Here is a 19,428-nt window from a genome sequence, read left to right as displayed (position 1 = left end):
AGAACATCACTACGATCAGGAGCGCTTTTACTATGCTTTACCTGGTAATAGTCTTTAAAACGGAATAAAAAGAAATTAAAACAAAGCAAAAGTAAATATAAGTAATATCGATTACTTTGCTTCGTTGAAAAAGAAGTCCCGTTCAGCAAGGATTCGGAACTCTATCCATGGAGGCACGCTCGAATCATGGCAAGGTGGTGGAGCTTCCTGGCGGAAGACTTGCGCCCGTAGGCCAGGACAAAGTACGTTTCCAGGTGGGGATCACAGCTAAAGGAAGATTTCGCCCGCCATACCGACGGGACGCTGCTTTAACTCAATGCAACCGTAACGCCCCTTTCTACACCTCACAGTCCCTATGAAATTTACACCGCTTCGGCTGTTGGTTTTGTGTGCCACCTTTTCGCACGCCCTCAGCGCACAGTCCCCGTCGAAAAAAGCGCCTTCGGCCGCCCCCTTGAAACCACGCATCCTGGTACTTACCGATGTATCTACTTGGGAAACAGACGACAGCGAATCGTTGGTGCGGCTCCTGGTACACGCCGATCTGCTCGAAATCGAAGGGCTGGTCTATACCACCGGTTGGAGTCTGGACAGTACCCGCGTGCAGTTCTTCGACCTGATTCACGTGGCGACCGACGCGTACGCAAAAGACCTGCCCAACCTGCAGAAACGCTCCGGGCAAACGGAACTCGCGACCGATGAGTTGCGACAACGGATCGGCTCCTGGCCGAGTGCCGACTATCTGCGCGCGCGCACCGTATTCGGCAGCAAAAACCGTGGGATGGCGTTTATCGGGGAGGACAACGACTCGCCGGGCAGCGAACTGATCATCCGCCTGGCCGACGAACCGGACGAGCGTCCGCTGTGGGTGCTGGCGTGGGGCGGGGGCAACACCTTTGCCCAGGCGCTCTGGCGCGTACGGCAGGACCGCACTGCGGCGCAGCTTCAGGCGTTTCTTGCGAAGATTCGGTTTTACGCCATCACCGATCAGGACCGCGACCAGCGCACGCCGTTTGATATCAGCTCCCACCAGTGGATGCGGCAGGCGTTTGGCAAGTCGCTCTTCTTCCTCTGGGATGAATCCGCCTGGGCCTACCAGAACGGTACCGGCAAACGAAATTGGGAGCAGTACGCAATGCACATTCAGCACCATGGGCAGCTGGGGGAGGTGTACCCTAAGTACAAGTTCGGCGTAGAAGGCGACACGCCCTCGTTCCTCTACGTGCTGCCCAACGGGTTGAACGATCCTGAGCACCCGACCCATGGCGGCTGGGGTGGCTACTTTGCGTGGGGCCTGACCGAAGACCAAAAGACATACGCGTATACCAACCACGGCGAAAGCAGCGCCCGCGCCCTCTCTCGGAAGTACGAAGCCTATTTCTATCCGGCGATCTTCAACAATTTTGCCGCCCGGATGGATTGGGCACACACCGGGACGGGCAATCGAAATCCCGTAGTCGTCCTCAACGGCGACTCTGGCCTGGACTTTCTCCGGCTGACCCCTCCTTCGGGAATGTCCATCACGCTCGATGCCTCGGCCTCGCACGATCCTGATGGCGATCCGCTGACGTACCGCTGGTGGGTGCTGACGCAGGCCGGTACCTACCCGGGGGAGGTGACGCTGACCGACACGAACGCAAGTCAGATCACGCTTCAGATCCCGACCGATGCGGCAGGAAAAAGTTTTCACCTCATTTGTGAAGTGACCGACAAGGGTACGCCTGTGTTGACGAGCTACCGCAGAATCATCCTCGAGCCGACCCCGTACACGCGAAAGAAGAAGAAACCCTGATCAACCTGCCGAGACAAGAGTTGCATGAGGCACGGCTGGCATGACCTTTCAAGGCAGGAGGCAAGGTGTCCGCACAGAACTTGAATCGCCGCACGTGAGCTCCTGATGAGGCCAATTGCAACACCACTGAACCTGCGAACAATGGGAATAGCGAACACCACTACCTAGGTGGGGGAGAGCAGTTTCTGTTCCACTGTTTGCACGGCACGCATTCTTCACGTAATATTGCAATGTATCGTATGGGAATCACGAAAACAGAACTGTTCGAACAGCGGCAAAACCAACTGGCTGCCCTGGCCAAGGCCATTGGCCATCCGGCCCGCGTGGCCATTCTGGAATATTTGCTGGAACATCAGACCTGCATCAGCACGGAACTGGCCGATGAACTTCCCCTCTCGCCCTCCACGATCAACCAACACTTGAAGGAACTGAAACAGGCTGGCCTGATCAAGGGCGAAATCGAAGGACCCAAAGTCAATTACTGCATCGATGCAGACGCCTGGGGGGAAGCCCGCCAACTTTTGGAACGGCTGTTTGGTAAGTATACCCCGCCGCCGTCCTGTTGCTAAAAAAATTTGCTTAACAACAACGTAATATTACAAAATAACGTGAACTCTCCTGTATGAAAACGCTACTCCTTTCCGCATCCCTGCTTTTTCCGCTCCTGACGCTGGGGCAAAGCCCTTCCCTGACCAAATCTCTCCGCCGCTACAGTGCTACCCTGCCAGGTGAATTCAGCCAGATTTCTACCGAACGCAAAGAACTCCTACACCAGATCGGTGATTATGTAGTGACGCAGCGCCAGGCCGGACGCCCCGCCAAGCTGCTCTACGTTTGTACTCACAATTCTCGCCGCAGTCAGATGGGCCAGCTCTGGGCTCTGGCCGCCGCCAACTATTACGGAGTGGGAGAGATTCAGACCTATTCCGGGGGGCTAGAAACCACTGCTTTTCATCCCAATGCCGTTAAAGCCCTACGCCAGGCCGGTTTCATGCTTGCCGGACATGGGCAGCCCCAGAACCCCACCTATGAAGCCCATCTGGGAAAAGGTATGCCGCAGGTGTTGATGTATTCGAAGAAATACGACGATGCCCAGAACCCACATGAGGAGTTTGTTGCCATTATGGTCTGCTCGGAAGCCGATGGTTCCTGCCCCATCGTTCCGGGAGCGGAGGAACGGGTCAGCCTGCCTTATGATGATCCGCGTTACTATGACGGGACCGACGCCGAAGCGGCGCAGTATGCAGCCACCTGTCGGCTGATTGCCCGCGAAACCTTTTACCTGTTCGATTACATCAAAAGTCAGCAAATCGTAGCCCAGGAAGAAAACCGCTAACTCATGCTCCTAGCCCTTTTTAGTGACATTCACGGCAATCTGCCCGCTTTAGAAGCGGTGCTGGCCGACCTCGATCAGCGTCAGCCGGACGCAATCTACTGCTTAGGCGATCTGGTGGGGTATGCGCCCTGGCCCAATGAGGTCATCCGGGAAATCCGCCGTCGCCGGATTCCTACGCTGGCGGGCAACTACGACGAAGGCATTGGCCTGCACAGTGACGATTGCGGCTGTGCTTACAAAACCGACGAAGACAAGGCCATGGGGGCCGTCTCGATCCGCTGCACCAACGCCTGGGTGGAAGAGGCCGAGCGTCGCTATTTGCGCACGCTGCCCCGCCACATGCGGCTGGAGCTTGAACTTCAGCCGCGGGCCGCACAATCCGACAAGCTTCAACTCCTGATGGTACACGGCAGTCCGCGCCGCATCAACGAGTACCTGTTTGAAGACCGCAGAGAGGAAAGCTTGCTGCGCACCATGGAGCAGGCCCAGGCCGACATCCTGTTTTTGGGGCATACGCATAAACCTTATCACCGCAAACTGGCCTATGAGGTAGGAGAGGAAACCCGTTTCCGTCATGCCATCAACATCGGCTCGGTCGGCAAACCCAAAGACGGCGATCCCCGAGCCTGTTATGTGCTGGTCCGGCTGGAGGAATCGCTGTCCCGGCAGGACCCCGCTTCGGTTGAAGTAACGTTTGTCCGGGTGGCCTACGATGTAGAGAAAGCGGCCAAAGCGGTTGAGCAAAGCCCCCTGCCGGATGCGTATGCCCAGATGTTACGAAGAGCTTACTAAGAATGAAGGAAGAAGTAATGCCTACACAGGCAGTAAAGCAAAAGCGTTTGTCCGTACTGGACCGATTTCTAACCTTGTGGATCTTTCTGGCCATGGGGCTGGGCGTGTTGCTGGGCAACCTGATCCCGGATGTGGATGCGGTCGTGGACCGGTTTCAGGTCGGCACCACCAACGTTCCCATTGCGATCGGCCTGATCGTGATGATGTACCCGCCGCTGGCGAAAGTGCGCTACGAGCACCTGGGCAAGGTGTTCCGCAATGTGAAAGTGATTACCCTGTCGTTGGTGCTCAATTGGCTCATCGGCCCGGTGCTGATGTTTGCGCTCGCCTTGCTGTTTTTGTCGGACCGCCCCGATTACATGGTCGGCCTGATTCTGATCGGGCTGGCCCGGTGCATCGCCATGGTGCTTGTGTGGAATGATCTGGCGCAGGGAGATAAAGAATATGCCGCGGGGCTGGTCGCCCTCAACAGCCTGTTTCAGGTCTTGTTCTACAGCCTCCTGGCCTGGCTGTTCATCACGGTGTTGCCGCCCTATTTTGGGGTAGAAGGCATCGCCGTGGACGTGACCATGGGCGAGGTTGCCGAAAGTGTGTTGCTTTACCTGGGCGTGCCGTTTCTGGCGGGATTCCTGACGCGCTTTGCACTGGTTCGTACGAAAGGAGAGACGTGGTACCAGCGGCAGTTCCTGCCACGCATCAGTCCCCTGACGCTGATCGCGCTGCTGTTCACCATTGTCGTGATGTTCAGCCTGAAGGGACAGTTGATCGTACAACTTCCTTTGGACGTGGTGCGCATTGCCGTGCCGCTTCTGATTTACTTTGTGGTGATGTTTGTGCTGAGTTTTGGGTTGTCGCGTCGGCTGGGGGCTACCTACGCTGAAAATACGTCCGTTTCGTTCACGGCGACCGGCAATAACTTCGAACTGGCCATCGCCGTGGCCGTGGGCGTCTTCGGCATCGAGTCCGGGCAAGCCTTTGCCGGGGTGGTGGGGCCGTTGGTGGAAGTGCCTGCCCTGATCTTGCTGGTCAATCTGGCTTTCTGGTTTCGGAAGCGGTGGTACGCCTGACCGCTCGTGGCGAGCCCCTGGCCTTGCGGGCATTTTTCAGCTTCCCCGTCGATTTCCGTGCTCCCTGCGCGTAGTGAGGCGGAAACCGGGGGCCACGATGATATGTACCTGACAAACCATAGTTTGGCAATTGCTCTCCCCTGCAGACGCCCTTAGTTTTGCCAGCGTACGAACGCCCTGAGGTCCGTGCCGAACCACCGGCGCCGGGGTGCGTACGTCTTAAAAAGCCAACCCTGTCATTGCATGACTTATACCCGACTTTATAGCGATGCGGCCGGTGACACCCACTTCGAGGACGTAGACGTTCCGTTGACCGACCGGGGCACGGTCGGGGCGTTGTCGGCGCTATTTCCCGTGACCTCGTTGCAGTTCCGCGAGAATCGGGCTGATTACGCGTGGGACTTTCATACGGCACCGGCCCGTCAGTTCATCGTGTTGCTGGATGGCGAAATCGAAATCACGACCAGCCGCGGCGACGTTCGCACGTTCGGGGCCGGGCAACTTCTGTTGGTGGAAGATACCACCGGCAAAGGCCACCGGACCCGTAATTTGACACCACAACCTCGAAAATCTCTTTTTATACAAGTATGACTGCACTCGTTACGGGCCTGCACCACGTGACCGCCCTTGCTTCCGATGCCCAGAAAAACCTCGATTTTTACGCCGGGATTCTGGGCCTGCGCATGGTCAAAAAGACCATCAACTTTGACGCGCCCGACGTCTATCACCTCTACTACGGGAACGAACAGGGCGCCCCCGGCACCATCATGACCTTCTTTCCGTACCAGGGGCTGATGCGGGGGCGCAAAGGGAAAGGACAACTCACGGTGACCGCCTTCTCTGTCCCGGCCAACGCGCTGGACTACTGGACCAAACGACTGACCAAGTTCGGCGTTGCCCACACGCCGCCGGAAGACCGCTTTGACGACGAGCAGTTCATTGCCTTCGAAGATCCCGACGGGCTGGGTCTGGAACTGGTGGCGACGGCGCACGACGACCGTCCCGGCTTTAGCTACGGACAGATTCCGCTGGAATACGCCGTGAAAGGCTTTTACAGCGTGGCGCTGACCGAAGAGGGGTACGAACGGACGGCCGGGTTGCTGGTCGGCCAGATGGACCACCAGTTGGTGAAGGAAAAAGGCAACCGGTTCCGGTTTTCGCCGAGCGGTAAACCCGGCGATCTGGTCGACGTCCTGTGCTCGCCCGACAGCATGCGCGGCCAGGGGGGAAGCGGCACGATCCACCACGTCGCGTTTGCCACGCCCACGGACCAGTCGCAACTGGAAATCCGCGAAAAATTGTTGCGCGCCGGCCTGAACGCCACGCCCGTCCTCGACCGGCAGTATTTCCATTCGATCTACTTTCGGGAGCCGGGGGGCGTGCTGTTCGAAGTGGCGACCAACCCGCCGGGCTTTGCCGTCGACGAAGCCCCGGAGCACCTGGGCGAAGCGCTCAAACTTCCGCCGTGGCAGGAACCTAACCGGAGCGCCATCGAGGGGTTGCTGACGCCCATTTCGCTCCAGATCGATCCGTTCCGGGACTAAATACCCTACCGCTTTGCGCGAAGCGCTGCCCCTCCACCAGACCTGGGTGATCGACCCGGTGTACTCCCGCATCCGTTTCGAAGTCCGGTACCTGGATCTGGCGCCGGTCACGGGCTGGTTCACACAACTGGAAGGCGTGATTCGGACCACCGCTCACGATTTTCAGGATGCCACGGCCGAGGTCATCCTCTATGCCGATTCGGTCGATACGGCACACGCGGTACGGGACGCCCAGTTGCGGTCGGCCGATTTTTTCGACGTCACCCGTTTCCCGGTCCTCCGGTTTCGGTCCACGTCGGTGACCCGTCGGTCAGAGGGGTTGCGGGTGGCGGGGCTGCTGGACGTAAAAGACACAACGCTGGTAACGCAGCTGCTGGTGCAGGACCTGGGCCGTGCGGTCGACCCCTACGGAAACACCCGGGCGGGCTTTTCGTTTCAGACCATCGTTAACCGGCGCTTTTTACATCTGGATTGGAATCAGGTGACGGACGCAGGGCAACCGCTGCTGTCGGAAGAAGTGCAGGTCTACGGCGATCTGCAACTGCTGCAGGTGCGATGAGCGCTACCCCCCTTTTCGTCGATCCGCCAGGGCCGCGCCTCCCAGTGGCCGAGGACTTTCCGGGCGTCGTGTAGCCTTTGTGGAATCAACTTTTCTATCGCCCTCGCCGGGGTGGAGCAGAAGGCGTATTGGCCTGCAAGTGCCGGTGCTTTGTCGAACGCATTGAAAAATAGAGTATCTTGAGCCCCAGCATTTTTTCCGCCGCTGCTGGCCCATGCCGGAGCGGTGCCACCTCGATCCGGCGTCCTGAACGGGGGCGTTTCCCGCGCTGCCCGCTTGCCTGCTTTTGCTTTCGACCTCTATCCTTCGTTGCTATGCCTACGCTGCTTTGGTTGCTCCTGGGGTTTTTCGTTTCTTCGGCACTTCTGGGTCAGCACCTGACGCCCCCGGAAGCCCGGCAGTTGGCAGAGGCCATTCGCCAGAGCCCGCCGGACACCCATCGGGTGACGCTTCTGTTGCAACTGGCCCGGCACCACGTTTTTAAACCCGGCGAGGTTCCCGCCGACCTGGACAGCGCGCGGGCGCTAGCGCATCAGGCTGCCCAACTCAGCCGACAACTTCACGATTCGGTCGGCCTGGGCAGAAGCTACTGGCTCTACTCGCAGGCCGACCGCGAACAGGGCGAGCGCGAGCGGGGACTGCGGTACATCGATCAGGCCATTGCCCTCTTTACGCACCTGTATCGGCCGGAAGACCTGGGCGAGGCTTACCTGGAAAAGCGCCATTATTATTCGATCTACACGACCGAGGAGGATTTTTACGAACGGATGCACTTGCTGGAACAGGCCCAGGTGGCTTTTTCGCAAACCCACAACGTGCGGAGACAGGCCGAATGCTTGCAGGAGCTGGGCGATTTGCACCACGTCATCAGCGCGTTTCCGCAGGCCATTGCCCACCTCAAAGAAGCGCTCCGTTTGTACGAGTCCATTGCGTTTCCCCGGGTACAGGGCGTTTACGATCTGCTGGGCTCGATTTACAACATCATGGGCGACACCCGCGAAGGGTTGCGGTACGGACTACTGGCCGTGGAAACCGGCGAAATGCTTCAGGATTCTTCGTCGCAAATGAGTACGATCTACAACCGCCTCGGCCTGACGTACTACAACCTGTCGGAGTGGGAGCCGGCGCTTCTGTACTTCCGCAAGTCGCTGGCCATCATCCAACGCAATCAGGACCAGAGCAACCTCATCTACCTGGATAAAAACATCGTCAACACCCTCCTGAAACTGAACCGCCCCGACGAAGCCCTGGCGTTTCACGAAGCCTTGGTCCGGCAGTATCCGGCCCGGGAAAGCCCAGAGCACCTGGACCGGTTGCAGTACCTCATGAGCTTTGTGACCATTCATCAGGTGCTGAAACAATACGACGCGGCGCAACGCTATTGTGACGAGATGCTGGCCCTCGCGCAGGATGCGGCCATTACCTACCATCGGTACATTTATCACATTGCCATTCGCTTCTTTCTGGACTCCCGGCAGTACGAACGGGCGCGCCGCTACCTGCAGTTGTTTCAACAGCATGCGGAGCTGAGCAGCGAGCCCCTGTATCTCGCCGATGCCGCCTATTACGGGTTCAAACTCGACTCGGCTCAGGGCAATTTCCGGGCGGCCCTGGACCAGTACCAGCACTACAAAGCCTGGCAGGATACGGTGTTCAACGAGAACAAGAGCAAGCAGATCGCCCAGTTGCAGATCCAGTACGAAACCGACAAGAAAGACCAGGAACTGAAGCTGCAACAGCAAGACATCCGGCTGCTGACCCAGGAGCGGGATCTGCAAGCCTCCCGGTTGCAGCAAGCGGCCCTGACGCGCAACGTCTCTTTCGGGGGGCTGGCCCTGATGCTGCTCATCGTCGGTCTGCTCTTCAACCGCTACCGCCTCAAACAGCGCAGCCATCGGCAATTGCAGGCGCAGCAAGAAGAAATCCAGCAGAAAAATCAGTCGCTGGAGCAGCTGGTGGGGGAGAAAGAGTGGCTGCTGAAGGAGATCCATCACCGCGTGAAGAACAACCTGCAGATCGTCATGAGTCTGCTCAATTCCCAGTCGGCCTACATCGACAACGCGGCGGCGCTGGGGGCCATTCGCGAGAGCCAGGCCCGCATGCAGGCCATGGCGCTGATCCACCAGAAGCTGTACCAAACCGAGAACGTAGCGCGGATCGACATGCCGCTTTACATCCAGGACCTGGTGACCTACCTGCGCGACAGCTTCGACGTGGCTTACCGGCTGCATTTTCGCCTCGACGTGGTGCCGGTCGAACTGGACGTGGCACAGGCCGTGCCGCTGGGGCTGATCCTGAACGAGGGCATCACCAACGCCTTGAAGTACGCCTTTCCGGGCGAAACCGGCGGGACTATCTCCCTGGTGTTGTCCCAGGCAAACGGGCAGTTTCGGTTGACCATTGCCGACGACGGCGTAGGCCTGCCGGCGGAACTTGAGGTCGCGCACAGCCGGTCGCTGGGCATGAGCCTGATGCAGGGACTCAGCCAACAGTTGAACGGCCAGCTGCAGCTCGACAATCGGCCCGGCCGAGGCCTGACGCTGCTCGTTTCGTTTCCGGACGAAAACGCGTTTCAACCCGAGCCGTCGCGGCAGGTGGCCCTTCCCTGGCACCACGAATCCTAGGTCTTTGGAAACGTACCCTACCTCCGAAACCCGTGGCGCGGCCGTCCGGTCCATCCTAAAAACGCGACGTTGCGTGTGGGTCGTGCTGACGCTGTGGGGAGCCGCCTGGATGTCGCTGCAGGCGCGCTACGCCGCGCGCATCACACCATTGGACACGAACCGGGTCGACGCGTGGCTACACCTGAGCCAGCGCTACCTGGAACGGCCGGGCATTGTGTCCCTTGACCTAGACAGTGCGTTCTTCTTTGCCCAACAGGCGTACCGGCTGAGCGAGGCGTTGCACGACCGGGCGTCCCAACAGGCCAGCGGCATGTTGCTGGGGCAGGTGCACCTGAAAGGCGGGAAGCTGGCAGAAGGGGAGGCGTGCTTCCGGCAGGTCATCGACCGTTATCGGCAGGCCCACGAATCCCGTCAGGAGGCCGCAGCGTGGCTGACGCTGGGCAACAGCATCCCGCTCCACGATTCCACCTTCGCGCGGGTGCTGCACAGCCTGGACCAAGCACACGCGTTGTACAGGCAGTTGCACGATCGGGTAGGGGAACGGGAGGCGCTTCAGGCCCTTGCTCTGGTTCATTTCCATCAGGGGGCGCTCGCGCAGGCTGCGCAGGAGCTGCAGGACGTACAGCAGCGCTACCAAACGGCGGGACAGGCACCCCCGCCGGAACTTCTGAACGAACTGGCGGCAGTCTACTCTTCCCTGGGCATTTTTTCCAAAGCCTTGTCGTACGCCACCGAGGCCGTCCGGTCGATGGAAGCCGGTGGCGACAGCACAGCGGCGGGGGTTTTCTACGCCCGGCTGGGGCATGTGTACCGGGAGCTGGGGCAAACCGAGCAAAGCCTGGTCTGGTACCGGAAGGCCCTCGGCGCGCTGCGTGCCCAGTACCCCAACACCTACGCGCACCACCCGCTTTTCAATCCAATGCACCGGTTTCGGCACGATCCCCTGTACCGCATCGCCTGGCACCTGGCACGGGGCCTGATCCAACAGGAGCGGGCCGCAGAGGCCCTGGCGCTGATGCAGGACATCGCTACCCGCTACCCCCCCGTCGAAGTGGCCGACAAAGCCAGCGTGGCGGGCGCCCTGGGGCAGTGTTACCACGCGTTAGGGCAGTCGCACCGGGCAGAAGCGTACTACCTGGAAATGGTGCAGTGGGAAGAGCAGCAGCCCCCCGGCAACATCATTACGTCGGATGCTTATTTTCTAATGGGCGCCTTCTACCTCGACCGGCAGCGGTTCGCCGATGCGGCCCGTTACCTGCCCAAGGCGCTGGTGGCACCGGGGCGCGTCCCGTTGTCGCGCGTGCGGGACGTTCACCGGATGCTGTCGCAGGTCGACTCTGCGTCGGGCCATTACCTGTCGGCCCTCCGGCACTTTCACCGGTACAAAGCCTTGAGCGATTCGCTGTTGCAGGAAGCCCAGAGTCGGCAGCTGGCCGAACTGCAAATTCAGTACGAAACCGACCAGAAAGAACAGGACATTGCCCTGTTGACCCGGGAACGCGACATCCAGACCGCCCGGTTGCAGCAAGCGGCCCTGACGCGCAACGTCTCTTTCGGGGGGCTGACCCTGATGCTGCTCATCGTCGGGCTGCTCTTCAACCGCTACCGCTTCAAACAGCGCAGTAACCGGCAGCTCCAGGCGCAACAAGCCGAGAACCTGGCCACCACCCGCTCGCTGCAGCAGGCCCTGGAAGAACAGCAGAAGCTTTTGGTGGAAAAGGAATGGCTGCTGAAGGAAATACACCACCGCGTGAAGAACAACCTCCAGATCATCATGAGCCTGCTCAACACGCAATCGGCCTACCTGGAGCACCCGGCCGCGCGCCACGCCATCCGCGAGAGCCAGCACCGCATGCAGGCCATGTCGCTGGTGCACCAGAAACTCTACCAGTCGAATCGGATGGCGCTGATCCACATGCCCGCTTACATCCGCGAACTGGTTACCTACCTGCAAGAGAGCCTGGACGAGCAGCAGCACATCCCGTTTCAACTGGACATCGCTGCGGTGGAGCTGGACGTGGCGCAGGCCGTGCCGCTGGGGCTGATTCTGAACGAAGCCATTTCCAACGCCATCAAGTATGCCTTTCCCCAGCGGGGGGCGCCCGACCTCATCACGGTTCGCCTGCAGGCGGTGCAGGAGGGCCACTATCGCCTTTCGGTCGCCGACAACGGCGTGGGGCTGTTTCCTGACTTTGCGCGGGAAAAAAGTGGTTCAATGGGCATGAGCCTGATGGAGGGCCTCAGCCACCAGCTGGGAGGATGCTTTCGTGTCGAGAGCACGCCCGGCGGCGGCCTTACCGTCGCGGTGACCTTTGTAGAAGAAAAGACGCCAATGCCCCACACCCTGCCGCTTGCCGCAGGAAAATCGTACGGGTTATGAGTGAAAAAATTTTGATTGTCGAAGACGAGTTCATCGTCGCCAACGACCTCCGCCTCATGCTGGAACGCGCGGGCTATCTGGTGTGTGGCATTGCCAACTCGGTTCCGGCCGCCCAGGCGCTCCTGCAGCTGCACCATCCCCGGCTCGTGTTGCTCGACATTTACCTGAAAGGGGCGCAGACGGGCATTGACCTGGCGTATCAGCTGGCCGATGAGGGCATCGCGTTTGTGTACCTTTCGGCCAACTCAAATCAGGGAGTACTGGAGGCCGCCAAGGCCACGCAGCCGTACGGTTTTCTGGTCAAACCCTTCCGGGAAAAAGATGTGTTGGTCACCCTGGAAATCGCCCGCTACCGGCTGGAACACAGCCTGGAAGCGCGGCTGCAGCAGGAAGCGCGCCTTCAGGCGCAACTGTTGGAACTGAAGAACGAAGCGTCTACCTGGGAGGAGACGCTCGGGTCCATGGCCCGCATTCTGCAGCACGCCCTGCCGTTCGACTACCTGGTGGTGACGCTGGATCGACCTCAGGCGTCGCGGTGGAGCAGCCTGCTGCGCATCGGTTTTGACCAGTACCAGATGCTGGACGCGCGTGCCCTGTCGACCATTTCCGGACGTTCGGAAGCCGACCTGCAAACCCTGTATACACAGATGCCCGCAGAGGCGCAATCCGGCTGGCACAACGGCGACGCCTTTGCGGAGCTGCGTCAGACCCAGCCGCTGCAACAATTTCTGGCCACCACCTTCGATGTGGCCGCCCGGCTGTACGTCCCGCTGCCGCTGCCGAACGGCGCCTTCCGTCTCGCTTTTTACAGCCGCACGCCCGATACGTACACCGCTTCCCACGTTGCGCTTCTCAACCGCCTGCGTCCCGCGCTCCTGGCCCACGTGACCGGAGAAACTCCCGCCCCGGCCGTCCCGGTGCCCCTCCCGCGACCAGCGGCCTCCCGGTTCGACGGCATCATCGGACGCAGCCACCGGTTGCTGCAGGTGCTGGACCAGGTCGCGCAGGTGGCTCCATTCGATACGTCGGTTCTGATCCTGGGCGAAAGCGGCACGGGCAAAGAAAAGATCGCCCGTGCCCTGCACGACCTCTCGCCTCGCAAGTCCCAACCGCTGGTGAAGGTCAACTGTGGGGCGCTGCCCGCCAGCCTGATCGAGTCGGAGTTGTTTGGTCACGAAAAAGGAGCGTTTACCGGAGCCATCGCCCGCCGGGTCGGGAAGTTTGAACAAGCCCGGGGCGGCACCATTTTTCTGGATGAAATCGGCGAAATGCCCCTCGATATGCAGGTGAAACTGCTGCGCGTGCTGCAGGAAAAAGAGATCGAACGCATTGGAGGACAGGCACCGATTTCGGTGGATGTGCGCATCGTCGCGGCGACGAACCGCCACCTGGAGAAAGAGGTGGCAGAGGGACGCTTCCGGCTTGATTTGTACTACCGCCTTAACGTTTTTCCGGTGACACTGCCCCCGCTGCGGGAGCGCAAAGAAGACATTCCGGCGCTGGCGCACCACTTTGCCGCGCAGGTGACTGCGAAAATTCGCAAGCCGTTTCCGGGCATTGCCGAGCCGATGCTAACTGCGCTAACCGCCTACGACTGGCCGGGCAACATCCGCGAACTGGAAAACATCCTGGAACAGGCGGTCATTCTGAACGACGGCCACACGCCGCTCACGCTGCCTCGCCCGCTGGGCCATCCGCGCGTGGCGCCGTCTGTTTCTACACCGGCAGCGTTGCCCGCCGTCAAGACCCTCGACGACGTAAAAAAACTACAGGACGACACCGAGCGGGAGTACATCACGTCCGTGTTGCGACAAACCCACGGCCGCATTCGCGGGGCGGGTGGGGCTGCCGAACTGCTCAACCTCAAACCCACCACGCTGGAATCGCGGATGGCGCGGTTGGGCATCGCCAAGCACCAACCGTAGCAAAATAGCCTCCGAACGTTTCGGAGATCCGTCCTTCCTACCTCCGAAAAATTCGGAGTTTTTAGCGATGCGCGCCAAGGCGAGTTGTTCTCCGCACACCTCGATTTTACCTATTCCAAGAAACCGGTCGGGATTCCGCTCTTTTTGCCGCACGACCTCCTTTCGGCACACAAATGGCTTTTGTCGCGGGGTCAACAGACACGTGCATTGCGTCCGGCTTTTCTGCTCCCACCTCCGCTCCACCACGGCAAAAGGCGCCTGTGCTGTTGCCGTTTCCTTCCCGTACTGCTCACTTCAACGATTCCCGTGATGATCCGAACGATTGACCTCACTTCGCAGTTTACGTCCGCCACCGACCCTGACATCGTGCAGGTGGACAGCCTTCTTCCCTTTGAAATCCGTACGCTGGAGTGGGTCCGGACCCATCGCTGGCCGCAGCATTCGGTACCCCACCGCCATACCTATTTCGAAATCGTCTGGGTGACGGAGGGCCGGGGCGACCACTTGATCGACCTGGACAAGTACCCCATTGCCGACCAGACGATTCATTGCCTGACGCCCGGGCAGGTACATCTGTTTCAGGCCGACGAGGGCGCGCGGGGTTACGTAATTGCCTTCACCGCCGAGTTTCTCAGCCGGACGGAAGACAACCACGACCTGTTGTTTCACAGCGGCCTGTTCTACAATGCTTCACACGACCCCGTCGGCGCGGTTGACGCTGCGTTGCGGGAAGAAATTCAGCTTCTGGTAAACAAGCTTCAGCAGGAATTTGAGAATTACTTTCTGATGCGAAGCGAACTTTTGAGGGGCTTCCTGAAGATTTTATTGATCTACCTGGCCCGGCAGTTTGAGCAGGTGTCTCCTGCACCAGAAAAGCAACCCCAGGCCGGACTGGTCACGCGGTTTCTGGCGCTGCTCGACCGGCAGTTTGCCACGAAAAAGATGGTGGCCGATTATGCCCGCGCCCTGTGCGTGACGCCCAATTACTTGAATGAAATCGTCAAGAAAAGCTCGGGCCTGCCCGCCAGTGAGCACATCAAACAGCGCATTCTGCTGGAAGCCAAGCGGCAGGCCTCCTACACGCAGGGCAGCATGAAGCAGATTGCCTACAACCTGGGGTTTGAGGACGCGGCGCATTTCAGCAAATTCTTTAAGAACGGCACCGGCTCCAGCTTTACCGACTACAAGAAAGAAGTAGCCTGTCAATACGGGACGTAACGCTGACTTTCCAGGCCGCCCCCGCGCCCGGCACGCGCCTCATTTTGCGCAAGGAGAAGTAAAATCATTTCAGCTTACAAGCGCACTCAAGCAGGCCAGAAACGTCGCATCACACGAACCCAAGTTCCGTTACCACCTGATACCTGATACCTGATACCTGATACCTGATACCTGATACCGCCTCTTCCTAAGGAGTGGTTTGGGGTTTCAGGCACGCCAAAAGCCCTGAAAACCAAGGCCGATGATATGTACATCAGGAGCCGTCGTTTGTCAATTGCCTTCCCTGTCCGGCCGCGCTACCTTGCTCTCGTTCTACTCACGTACTGCGGCCGCAGCTTCTTTTTTTGAGTTATCCCTCTTTTTAGTTTTCAAATGCATCACATCATGAACAACGCAATTTTAGAACCCACAACCCTTGTTCCTTTTGCGCAGGACCCTCGTCTCGATTCCGGCACCAAAGCGTTTCTGAAAGTCCTGAATGCCGGCGGCCCGCCCGTCGAGAGTTTATCCAAACAAGAAGCCCGCAACGTGCTGATCAACGCGCAGGCCTCGGTCGACGTCGACGTGTCGGGGATTGAAGAGTCGGAGCGGATGATCACCGCCGACGGGTACTCGATCAAGCTGACCGTGGTCCGGCCGGAAGGGGTAACCGAGACGCTGCCGGCGTTCATGTTCATCCACGGGGGCGGCTGGATTCTGGGCGACTATCCCACCCACAAACGGCTGGTCCGCGACCTGGTGGTGGAGTCGGGCTACGCGGCTGTGTTTGTCAACTACACACCTTCGCCGGAAGCGCAGTATCCGCGTGCCATCAACGAGATCTACGCCGCCACCAAATGGGTCGCCGAAAACGGGGCGGAACTCAACGTAGACGGCAGCAACCTGGGCATCGTCGGCAACAGCGTGGGCGGCAATATGAGCACCGTTACCTGCCTCAAAGCCAAGGAAAACGGCGGGCCGCACCTCAAGGTGCAAATCCTGCTGTGGCCCATCGTGGACTCGGATTTCACGACGGAGTCGTACAAAGAATTTGGTGAAGATCGTTTCCTGACCACCTCGCTGATGAAGTGGATGTACAACCAGTACACGACCGACCCGAACCAGCGCAAGGAGATCTACGCCTCGCCGCTTCGGGCGTCGGTGGAGCAGCTCCAGGGGCTGCCGCCTACGCTGATTCAGGTGGCCGAAAGCGACGTCCTGCGCGACGAAGGGGAGGCCTACGGCCGGAAACTGGACGCAGCCGGCGTGCCGGTGACCACGGTGCGCTACAACGGCATGATTCACGACTTCGGGTTGCTGAACGCCCTGGCGACGCTGCCTGCCGTCCGGTCCCTGTTTACCCAGGCGGCGGCCGAACTCAAAAAGTACCTGGGCTGATCGTCCTTCTCTAACGGTAACGGTGATGAAAAATTCGACACGCGCCTGGATGGGCGCACTAACCCTGATCAGTATGACACTCTCCCTCACGCACGAAGCGGACGCACAACGCACCGGCGGCGGTGTGAAAAACGTAGTGCTGGTGCACGGTACCTGGGCCGACGGATCGAGCTGGGCCAAAATCATCCCCCTGTTGGAAGCACAGGGGCTGCATGTAATCGCGGTGCAGAATCCGCTGACCTCCCTGGGCGACGACGTAGCCGCCACCAAACGCGCCATCGCCTTGCAGGACGGACCGGTGTTACTGGTCGGTCACTCGTGGGGCGGCGTGGTGGTCACCGAAGCGGGCAACGATCCGAACGTGAAGGGGCTGGTCTACGTGGCGGCCGCCGTCCCTGACGAAGGACAGTCGTTTCTGGAACTGGTGCAAACCGCTCCGGCAACGCCCGGCAACGACGAAATCCGGCCCGATGCATACGGCTTCGTGAGCATGACGCGCAAAGGCATCTACGAGGATTTTGCGCAGGATCTGCCCGAAGCCGAGCGGGAGTTGATCCTGGTGACGCAGGGACCGCAGGCGTTTTCGGCCTTGCAGGAAAAGGTGACCCACGCCGCCTGGAAAACCAGGCCTTCCTGGTATGTGGTGGCCGGCAACGACCGCATGATCAACCCCGACCTGGAGCGTAGCCTGGCCAAAAAGATCGGCGCCACGACGCTGGAACTCAATACGAGTCACGTGCCGATGCTCTCCCAGCCGGAGCGGGTGGCCGCCTTCATTGCCGAAGCGGCCCGGCAGGTGGACGTGCACGAATACGCCCAGGAAAAATAACCCTGTTCCCTGTGTTGGGGGAAGCGCTCCCGTCCCGGTGGCCGTCCCGGTGGCCGTCCCGGTGGCCGTCCCGGTGGCCGTCCCGGTGGCCGTCCCGGTGGCCGTCCCGGTGGCCGTGGGGAGCGCTTTTCTTTCGCTTCCTTTTATCAACGCTTTACTACACATCCCATGATTCCCGTCAACAGCAAAACCATCGTATTTGTGACCGGCGCGTTTGTGACGCATCGCGGCTGGGACAATTGGAAACTCTACTTTGAGAGCCGTGGCTACACGACCTACGCGCCGCCGTGGCCATTCAAAGACGCCTCCCCGCAGGAACTTCGGGCGCTGCATCCCGACAAAAACCTGGGGCTGTCGCGCCTGACCCTCGACGAACTGGTCGACCATTACGCCCGGTTTGTGACGAGTTTGCCGGAACGGCCCATCGCCATCGGCCACTCGCTGGGCGGCCTCATCACGCAGATTCTGGTGAACCGCGACCTGGTAGCCGCGGGGGTAGCCATCCACTCCGTACCGCCACAGGGCGTGTTCCCGTACGAATTTTCGTTTCTGAAGGCGGGTTGGAAGGTGCTGGGCATCCTCACCTCGCTCGACGACACCTACCTGATGTCGTTCGAAGACTGGCAGTACGCCTTTGTGAACGAGATGCCCCTGGAAGAGCAAAAGGCCGCCTACGAAGCCAACACGATTCCCGAATCGAAGGTGGTGGCGCGGGGCGGGCTGAGCAGTGCGGCGCACGTCGATTTCGAGAAAGAACACCCGCCGCTTCTGCTGACCTCCGGTAGTCTCGACAACATCATCCCCGAGCACCTCAACCGCCGGAATTTTAACCATTACCAAAAGAACAACTCCATTATGGAGTACCAGGAATTTGAAGGGCGGAACCACTTTGTGCTGGGACAAGCTACCTGGCGCGAAGACGCCGATTACATTCTGAACTGGCTCAAAAAGCTCAGTGCTGCTCCCGTAGCGCCCGCTGCGGTCTGATCTTTCTTATTCCGCCCGCTCTCCGCAGGAGAAGCGGCCGGTGCCTGCTGCAACCGCTTCTCCTGCGTTCGTCTCGCTTGGGTTCGGCACCAGAGTCCGCCTAACCGTGCCGCCAGAACCCCTATACCTCCATCTTTCTCACTTCCTGAATTCGTTTCTCCCATGAAAAATCGTTATGTCTCCGGGCTGAGCACGGCGCTGCTGCTGTGTGCGCTCACCGCCTGCGACCCACCTTGTGAGTCTCCGCACCCGCCCGACACGTTCGTTCTGGTGCACGGGGCCTGGCAGGCGCCGTATGCTTGGCAGTTTGTCGAAGCCCAACTGAACGAGTTGGGGCAGAAGGTGGTGGTGGTGCAGCTCCCCGCGCACGGCGACGACCCAACGCCTCCCGCCGAAACTTCCATGGAGTTGTACAAGAAGACGGTCGTCAGCGCCATCAAAAAAATCCCCGGCAAGGTCATTCTGGTCGGGCACAGCATGGGTGGAGCGGTGGTGACGGCGGTGGCCGAACAGATTCCCCACAAAATCGACAAGCTGGTGTACGTCGGTGCGTTTGTGCCCGGCAACGGACAGACCTTGTTCGAGCTGGCCGCCTACAACACGGAGTCGTTGTTGGGCCCGGCGTTGGAACCTTCGGAAGATTTTCTGACCTTCGGCATCAAGTCCGATCAGATCGTGCCCATCTTCATCCAGGACGGCTCGCCCGCTCTACAGCAACTGGTGCTGGACCAGTATCAACCCGAACCGGCCCCGCCGTTTGACGATCCGATTGCGGTGACCGACCGGAACTGGGGAAAGGTGGACAAGTACTTCATCCACACGTTGCAGGACAACAACCTGGGACCCGATTTTCAGGAGATGATGTTTACCGCGGCGGGCATCACCCGAATCTATCCGATCGAAAGCGGGCACTGTCCTTTCTTGTCCCGCCCTACGGAAACGACTACGATCCTGCTCAACATCAGCAAGCTCAACTGACCACGTTCTTTTTCCAACGG

Annotated in this window: 16 protein-coding genes; all 16 read left to right on the top strand. The window is 59.7% G+C overall.

What is annotated here, in order from left to right; genetic code table 11:
* Positions 1-355: 355 nt before the first annotated feature.
* Positions 356-1,792 (top strand): DUF1593 domain-containing protein, encoded by a 1,437-nt coding sequence (locus tag BLR44_RS25765; RefSeq protein WP_089687826.1) that lies wholly within the window; start codon positions 356-358, stop codon positions 1,790-1,792.
* Between the two features lie 239 nt (positions 1,793-2,031).
* Positions 2,032-2,361, top strand: a complete 330-nt coding sequence (locus BLR44_RS25760; RefSeq protein WP_089687823.1) for an ArsR/SmtB family transcription factor — start codon at positions 2,032-2,034, stop codon at positions 2,359-2,361.
* Positions 2,362-2,414: 53 nt separating this feature from the next.
* On the top strand, positions 2,415-3,128 hold the full coding sequence (locus tag BLR44_RS25755; protein ID WP_176956211.1) for a low molecular weight phosphatase family protein: 714 nt from the start codon (positions 2,415-2,417) through the stop codon (positions 3,126-3,128).
* A 3-nt stretch (positions 3,129-3,131) separates the two neighbouring features.
* On the top strand, positions 3,132-3,920 hold the full coding sequence (locus tag BLR44_RS25750) for a metallophosphoesterase family protein (protein WP_089687820.1): 789 nt from the start codon (positions 3,132-3,134) through the stop codon (positions 3,918-3,920).
* Positions 3,921-3,922: 2 nt separating this feature from the next.
* Positions 3,923-4,987: an ACR3 family arsenite efflux transporter gene (gene arsB / locus BLR44_RS25745; RefSeq protein ID WP_317042814.1), complete on the top strand. Its 1,065-nt coding sequence runs from the start codon at positions 3,923-3,925 to the stop codon at positions 4,985-4,987.
* Between the two features lie 243 nt (positions 4,988-5,230).
* Positions 5,231-5,578: a cupin domain-containing protein gene (locus BLR44_RS25740; RefSeq protein ID WP_089687816.1), complete on the top strand. Its 348-nt coding sequence runs from the start codon at positions 5,231-5,233 to the stop codon at positions 5,576-5,578.
* Entirely contained in the window at positions 5,575-6,531 is a 957-nt protein-coding gene (locus tag BLR44_RS25735; RefSeq protein ID WP_089687813.1) for a ring-cleaving dioxygenase, read from the top strand. Before BLR44_RS25740 ends, BLR44_RS25735 begins: the two co-directional genes overlap by 4 nt.
* Before the next feature lie 13 nt (positions 6,532-6,544).
* Positions 6,545-7,090 (top strand): YceI family protein, encoded by a 546-nt coding sequence (locus BLR44_RS25730; protein WP_176956210.1) that lies wholly within the window; start codon positions 6,545-6,547, stop codon positions 7,088-7,090.
* A 314-nt stretch (positions 7,091-7,404) separates the two neighbouring features.
* Positions 7,405-9,714 (top strand): tetratricopeptide repeat-containing sensor histidine kinase, encoded by a 2,310-nt coding sequence (locus BLR44_RS25725; RefSeq protein ID WP_089687807.1) that lies wholly within the window; start codon positions 7,405-7,407, stop codon positions 9,712-9,714.
* Between the two features lie 4 nt (positions 9,715-9,718).
* Positions 9,719-12,094 (top strand): tetratricopeptide repeat-containing sensor histidine kinase, encoded by a 2,376-nt coding sequence (locus BLR44_RS25720; RefSeq protein ID WP_143017476.1) that lies wholly within the window; start codon positions 9,719-9,721, stop codon positions 12,092-12,094.
* Positions 12,091-14,019, top strand: a complete 1,929-nt coding sequence (locus BLR44_RS25715; protein ID WP_089687802.1) for a sigma 54-interacting response regulator — start codon at positions 12,091-12,093, stop codon at positions 14,017-14,019. The genes BLR44_RS25720 and BLR44_RS25715 overlap by 4 nt, the downstream gene beginning before the upstream one ends.
* A gap of 309 nt (positions 14,020-14,328) precedes the next feature.
* Positions 14,329-15,237: an AraC family transcriptional regulator gene (locus BLR44_RS25710; protein ID WP_089687992.1), complete on the top strand. Its 909-nt coding sequence runs from the start codon at positions 14,329-14,331 to the stop codon at positions 15,235-15,237.
* A gap of 384 nt (positions 15,238-15,621) precedes the next feature.
* On the top strand, positions 15,622-16,614 hold the full coding sequence (locus BLR44_RS25705) for an alpha/beta hydrolase (RefSeq protein ID WP_089687799.1): 993 nt from the start codon (positions 15,622-15,624) through the stop codon (positions 16,612-16,614).
* A 73-nt stretch (positions 16,615-16,687) separates the two neighbouring features.
* Positions 16,688-17,443, top strand: coding sequence for an alpha/beta fold hydrolase (locus BLR44_RS25700; protein WP_245706175.1), 756 nt, complete (start codon positions 16,688-16,690; stop codon positions 17,441-17,443).
* Between the two features lie 168 nt (positions 17,444-17,611).
* Complete coding sequence (locus tag BLR44_RS25695) at positions 17,612-18,430, top strand: alpha/beta hydrolase (RefSeq protein ID WP_089687793.1); 819 nt, start codon at positions 17,612-17,614, stop codon at positions 18,428-18,430.
* A gap of 162 nt (positions 18,431-18,592) precedes the next feature.
* On the top strand, positions 18,593-19,408 hold the full coding sequence (locus tag BLR44_RS25690) for an alpha/beta fold hydrolase (protein WP_089687792.1): 816 nt from the start codon (positions 18,593-18,595) through the stop codon (positions 19,406-19,408).
* Positions 19,409-19,428: the final 20 nt, after the last annotated feature.

The organism is Catalinimonas alkaloidigena, from assembly GCF_900100765.1.
GTDB classification, from domain to species: domain Bacteria; phylum Bacteroidota; class Bacteroidia; order Cytophagales; family Flexibacteraceae; genus Mooreia; species Mooreia alkaloidigena.
Note: the sequence above shows the minus strand (reverse complement) of the source record. Positions and strands in the feature narration are given on the sequence as shown.

Excerpts from the sequence above, each read along its gene's own strand:
- BLR44_RS25765 (WP_089687826.1), top strand. The coding sequence starts at position 356 with ATGAAATTTACACCGCTTCGGCTGTTGGTTTTGTGTGCCACCTTTTCG.
- BLR44_RS25715 (WP_089687802.1), top strand. The coding sequence starts at position 12,091 with ATGAGTGAAAAAATTTTGATTGTCGAAGACGAGTTCATCGTCGCCAAC.
- arsB (WP_317042814.1), top strand. The coding sequence starts at position 3,923 with ATGAAGGAAGAAGTAATGCCTACACAGGCAGTAAAGCAAAAGCGTTTG.
- BLR44_RS25710 (WP_089687992.1), top strand. The coding sequence starts at position 14,329 with ATGATCCGAACGATTGACCTCACTTCGCAGTTTACGTCCGCCACCGAC.
- BLR44_RS25740 (WP_089687816.1), top strand. The coding sequence starts at position 5,231 with ATGACTTATACCCGACTTTATAGCGATGCGGCCGGTGACACCCACTTC.
- BLR44_RS25735 (WP_089687813.1), top strand. The coding sequence starts at position 5,575 with ATGACTGCACTCGTTACGGGCCTGCACCACGTGACCGCCCTTGCTTCC.
- BLR44_RS25760 (WP_089687823.1), top strand. The coding sequence starts at position 2,032 with ATGGGAATCACGAAAACAGAACTGTTCGAACAGCGGCAAAACCAACTG.
- BLR44_RS25755 (WP_176956211.1), top strand. The coding sequence starts at position 2,415 with ATGAAAACGCTACTCCTTTCCGCATCCCTGCTTTTTCCGCTCCTGACG.
- BLR44_RS25690 (WP_089687792.1), top strand. The coding sequence starts at position 18,593 with ATGAAAAATCGTTATGTCTCCGGGCTGAGCACGGCGCTGCTGCTGTGT.
- BLR44_RS25695 (WP_089687793.1), top strand. The coding sequence starts at position 17,612 with ATGATTCCCGTCAACAGCAAAACCATCGTATTTGTGACCGGCGCGTTT.
- BLR44_RS25750 (WP_089687820.1), top strand. The coding sequence starts at position 3,132 with ATGCTCCTAGCCCTTTTTAGTGACATTCACGGCAATCTGCCCGCTTTA.
- BLR44_RS25725 (WP_089687807.1), top strand. The coding sequence starts at position 7,405 with ATGCCTACGCTGCTTTGGTTGCTCCTGGGGTTTTTCGTTTCTTCGGCA.
- BLR44_RS25700 (WP_245706175.1), top strand. The coding sequence starts at position 16,688 with ATGACACTCTCCCTCACGCACGAAGCGGACGCACAACGCACCGGCGGC.
- BLR44_RS25705 (WP_089687799.1), top strand. The coding sequence starts at position 15,622 with ATGAACAACGCAATTTTAGAACCCACAACCCTTGTTCCTTTTGCGCAG.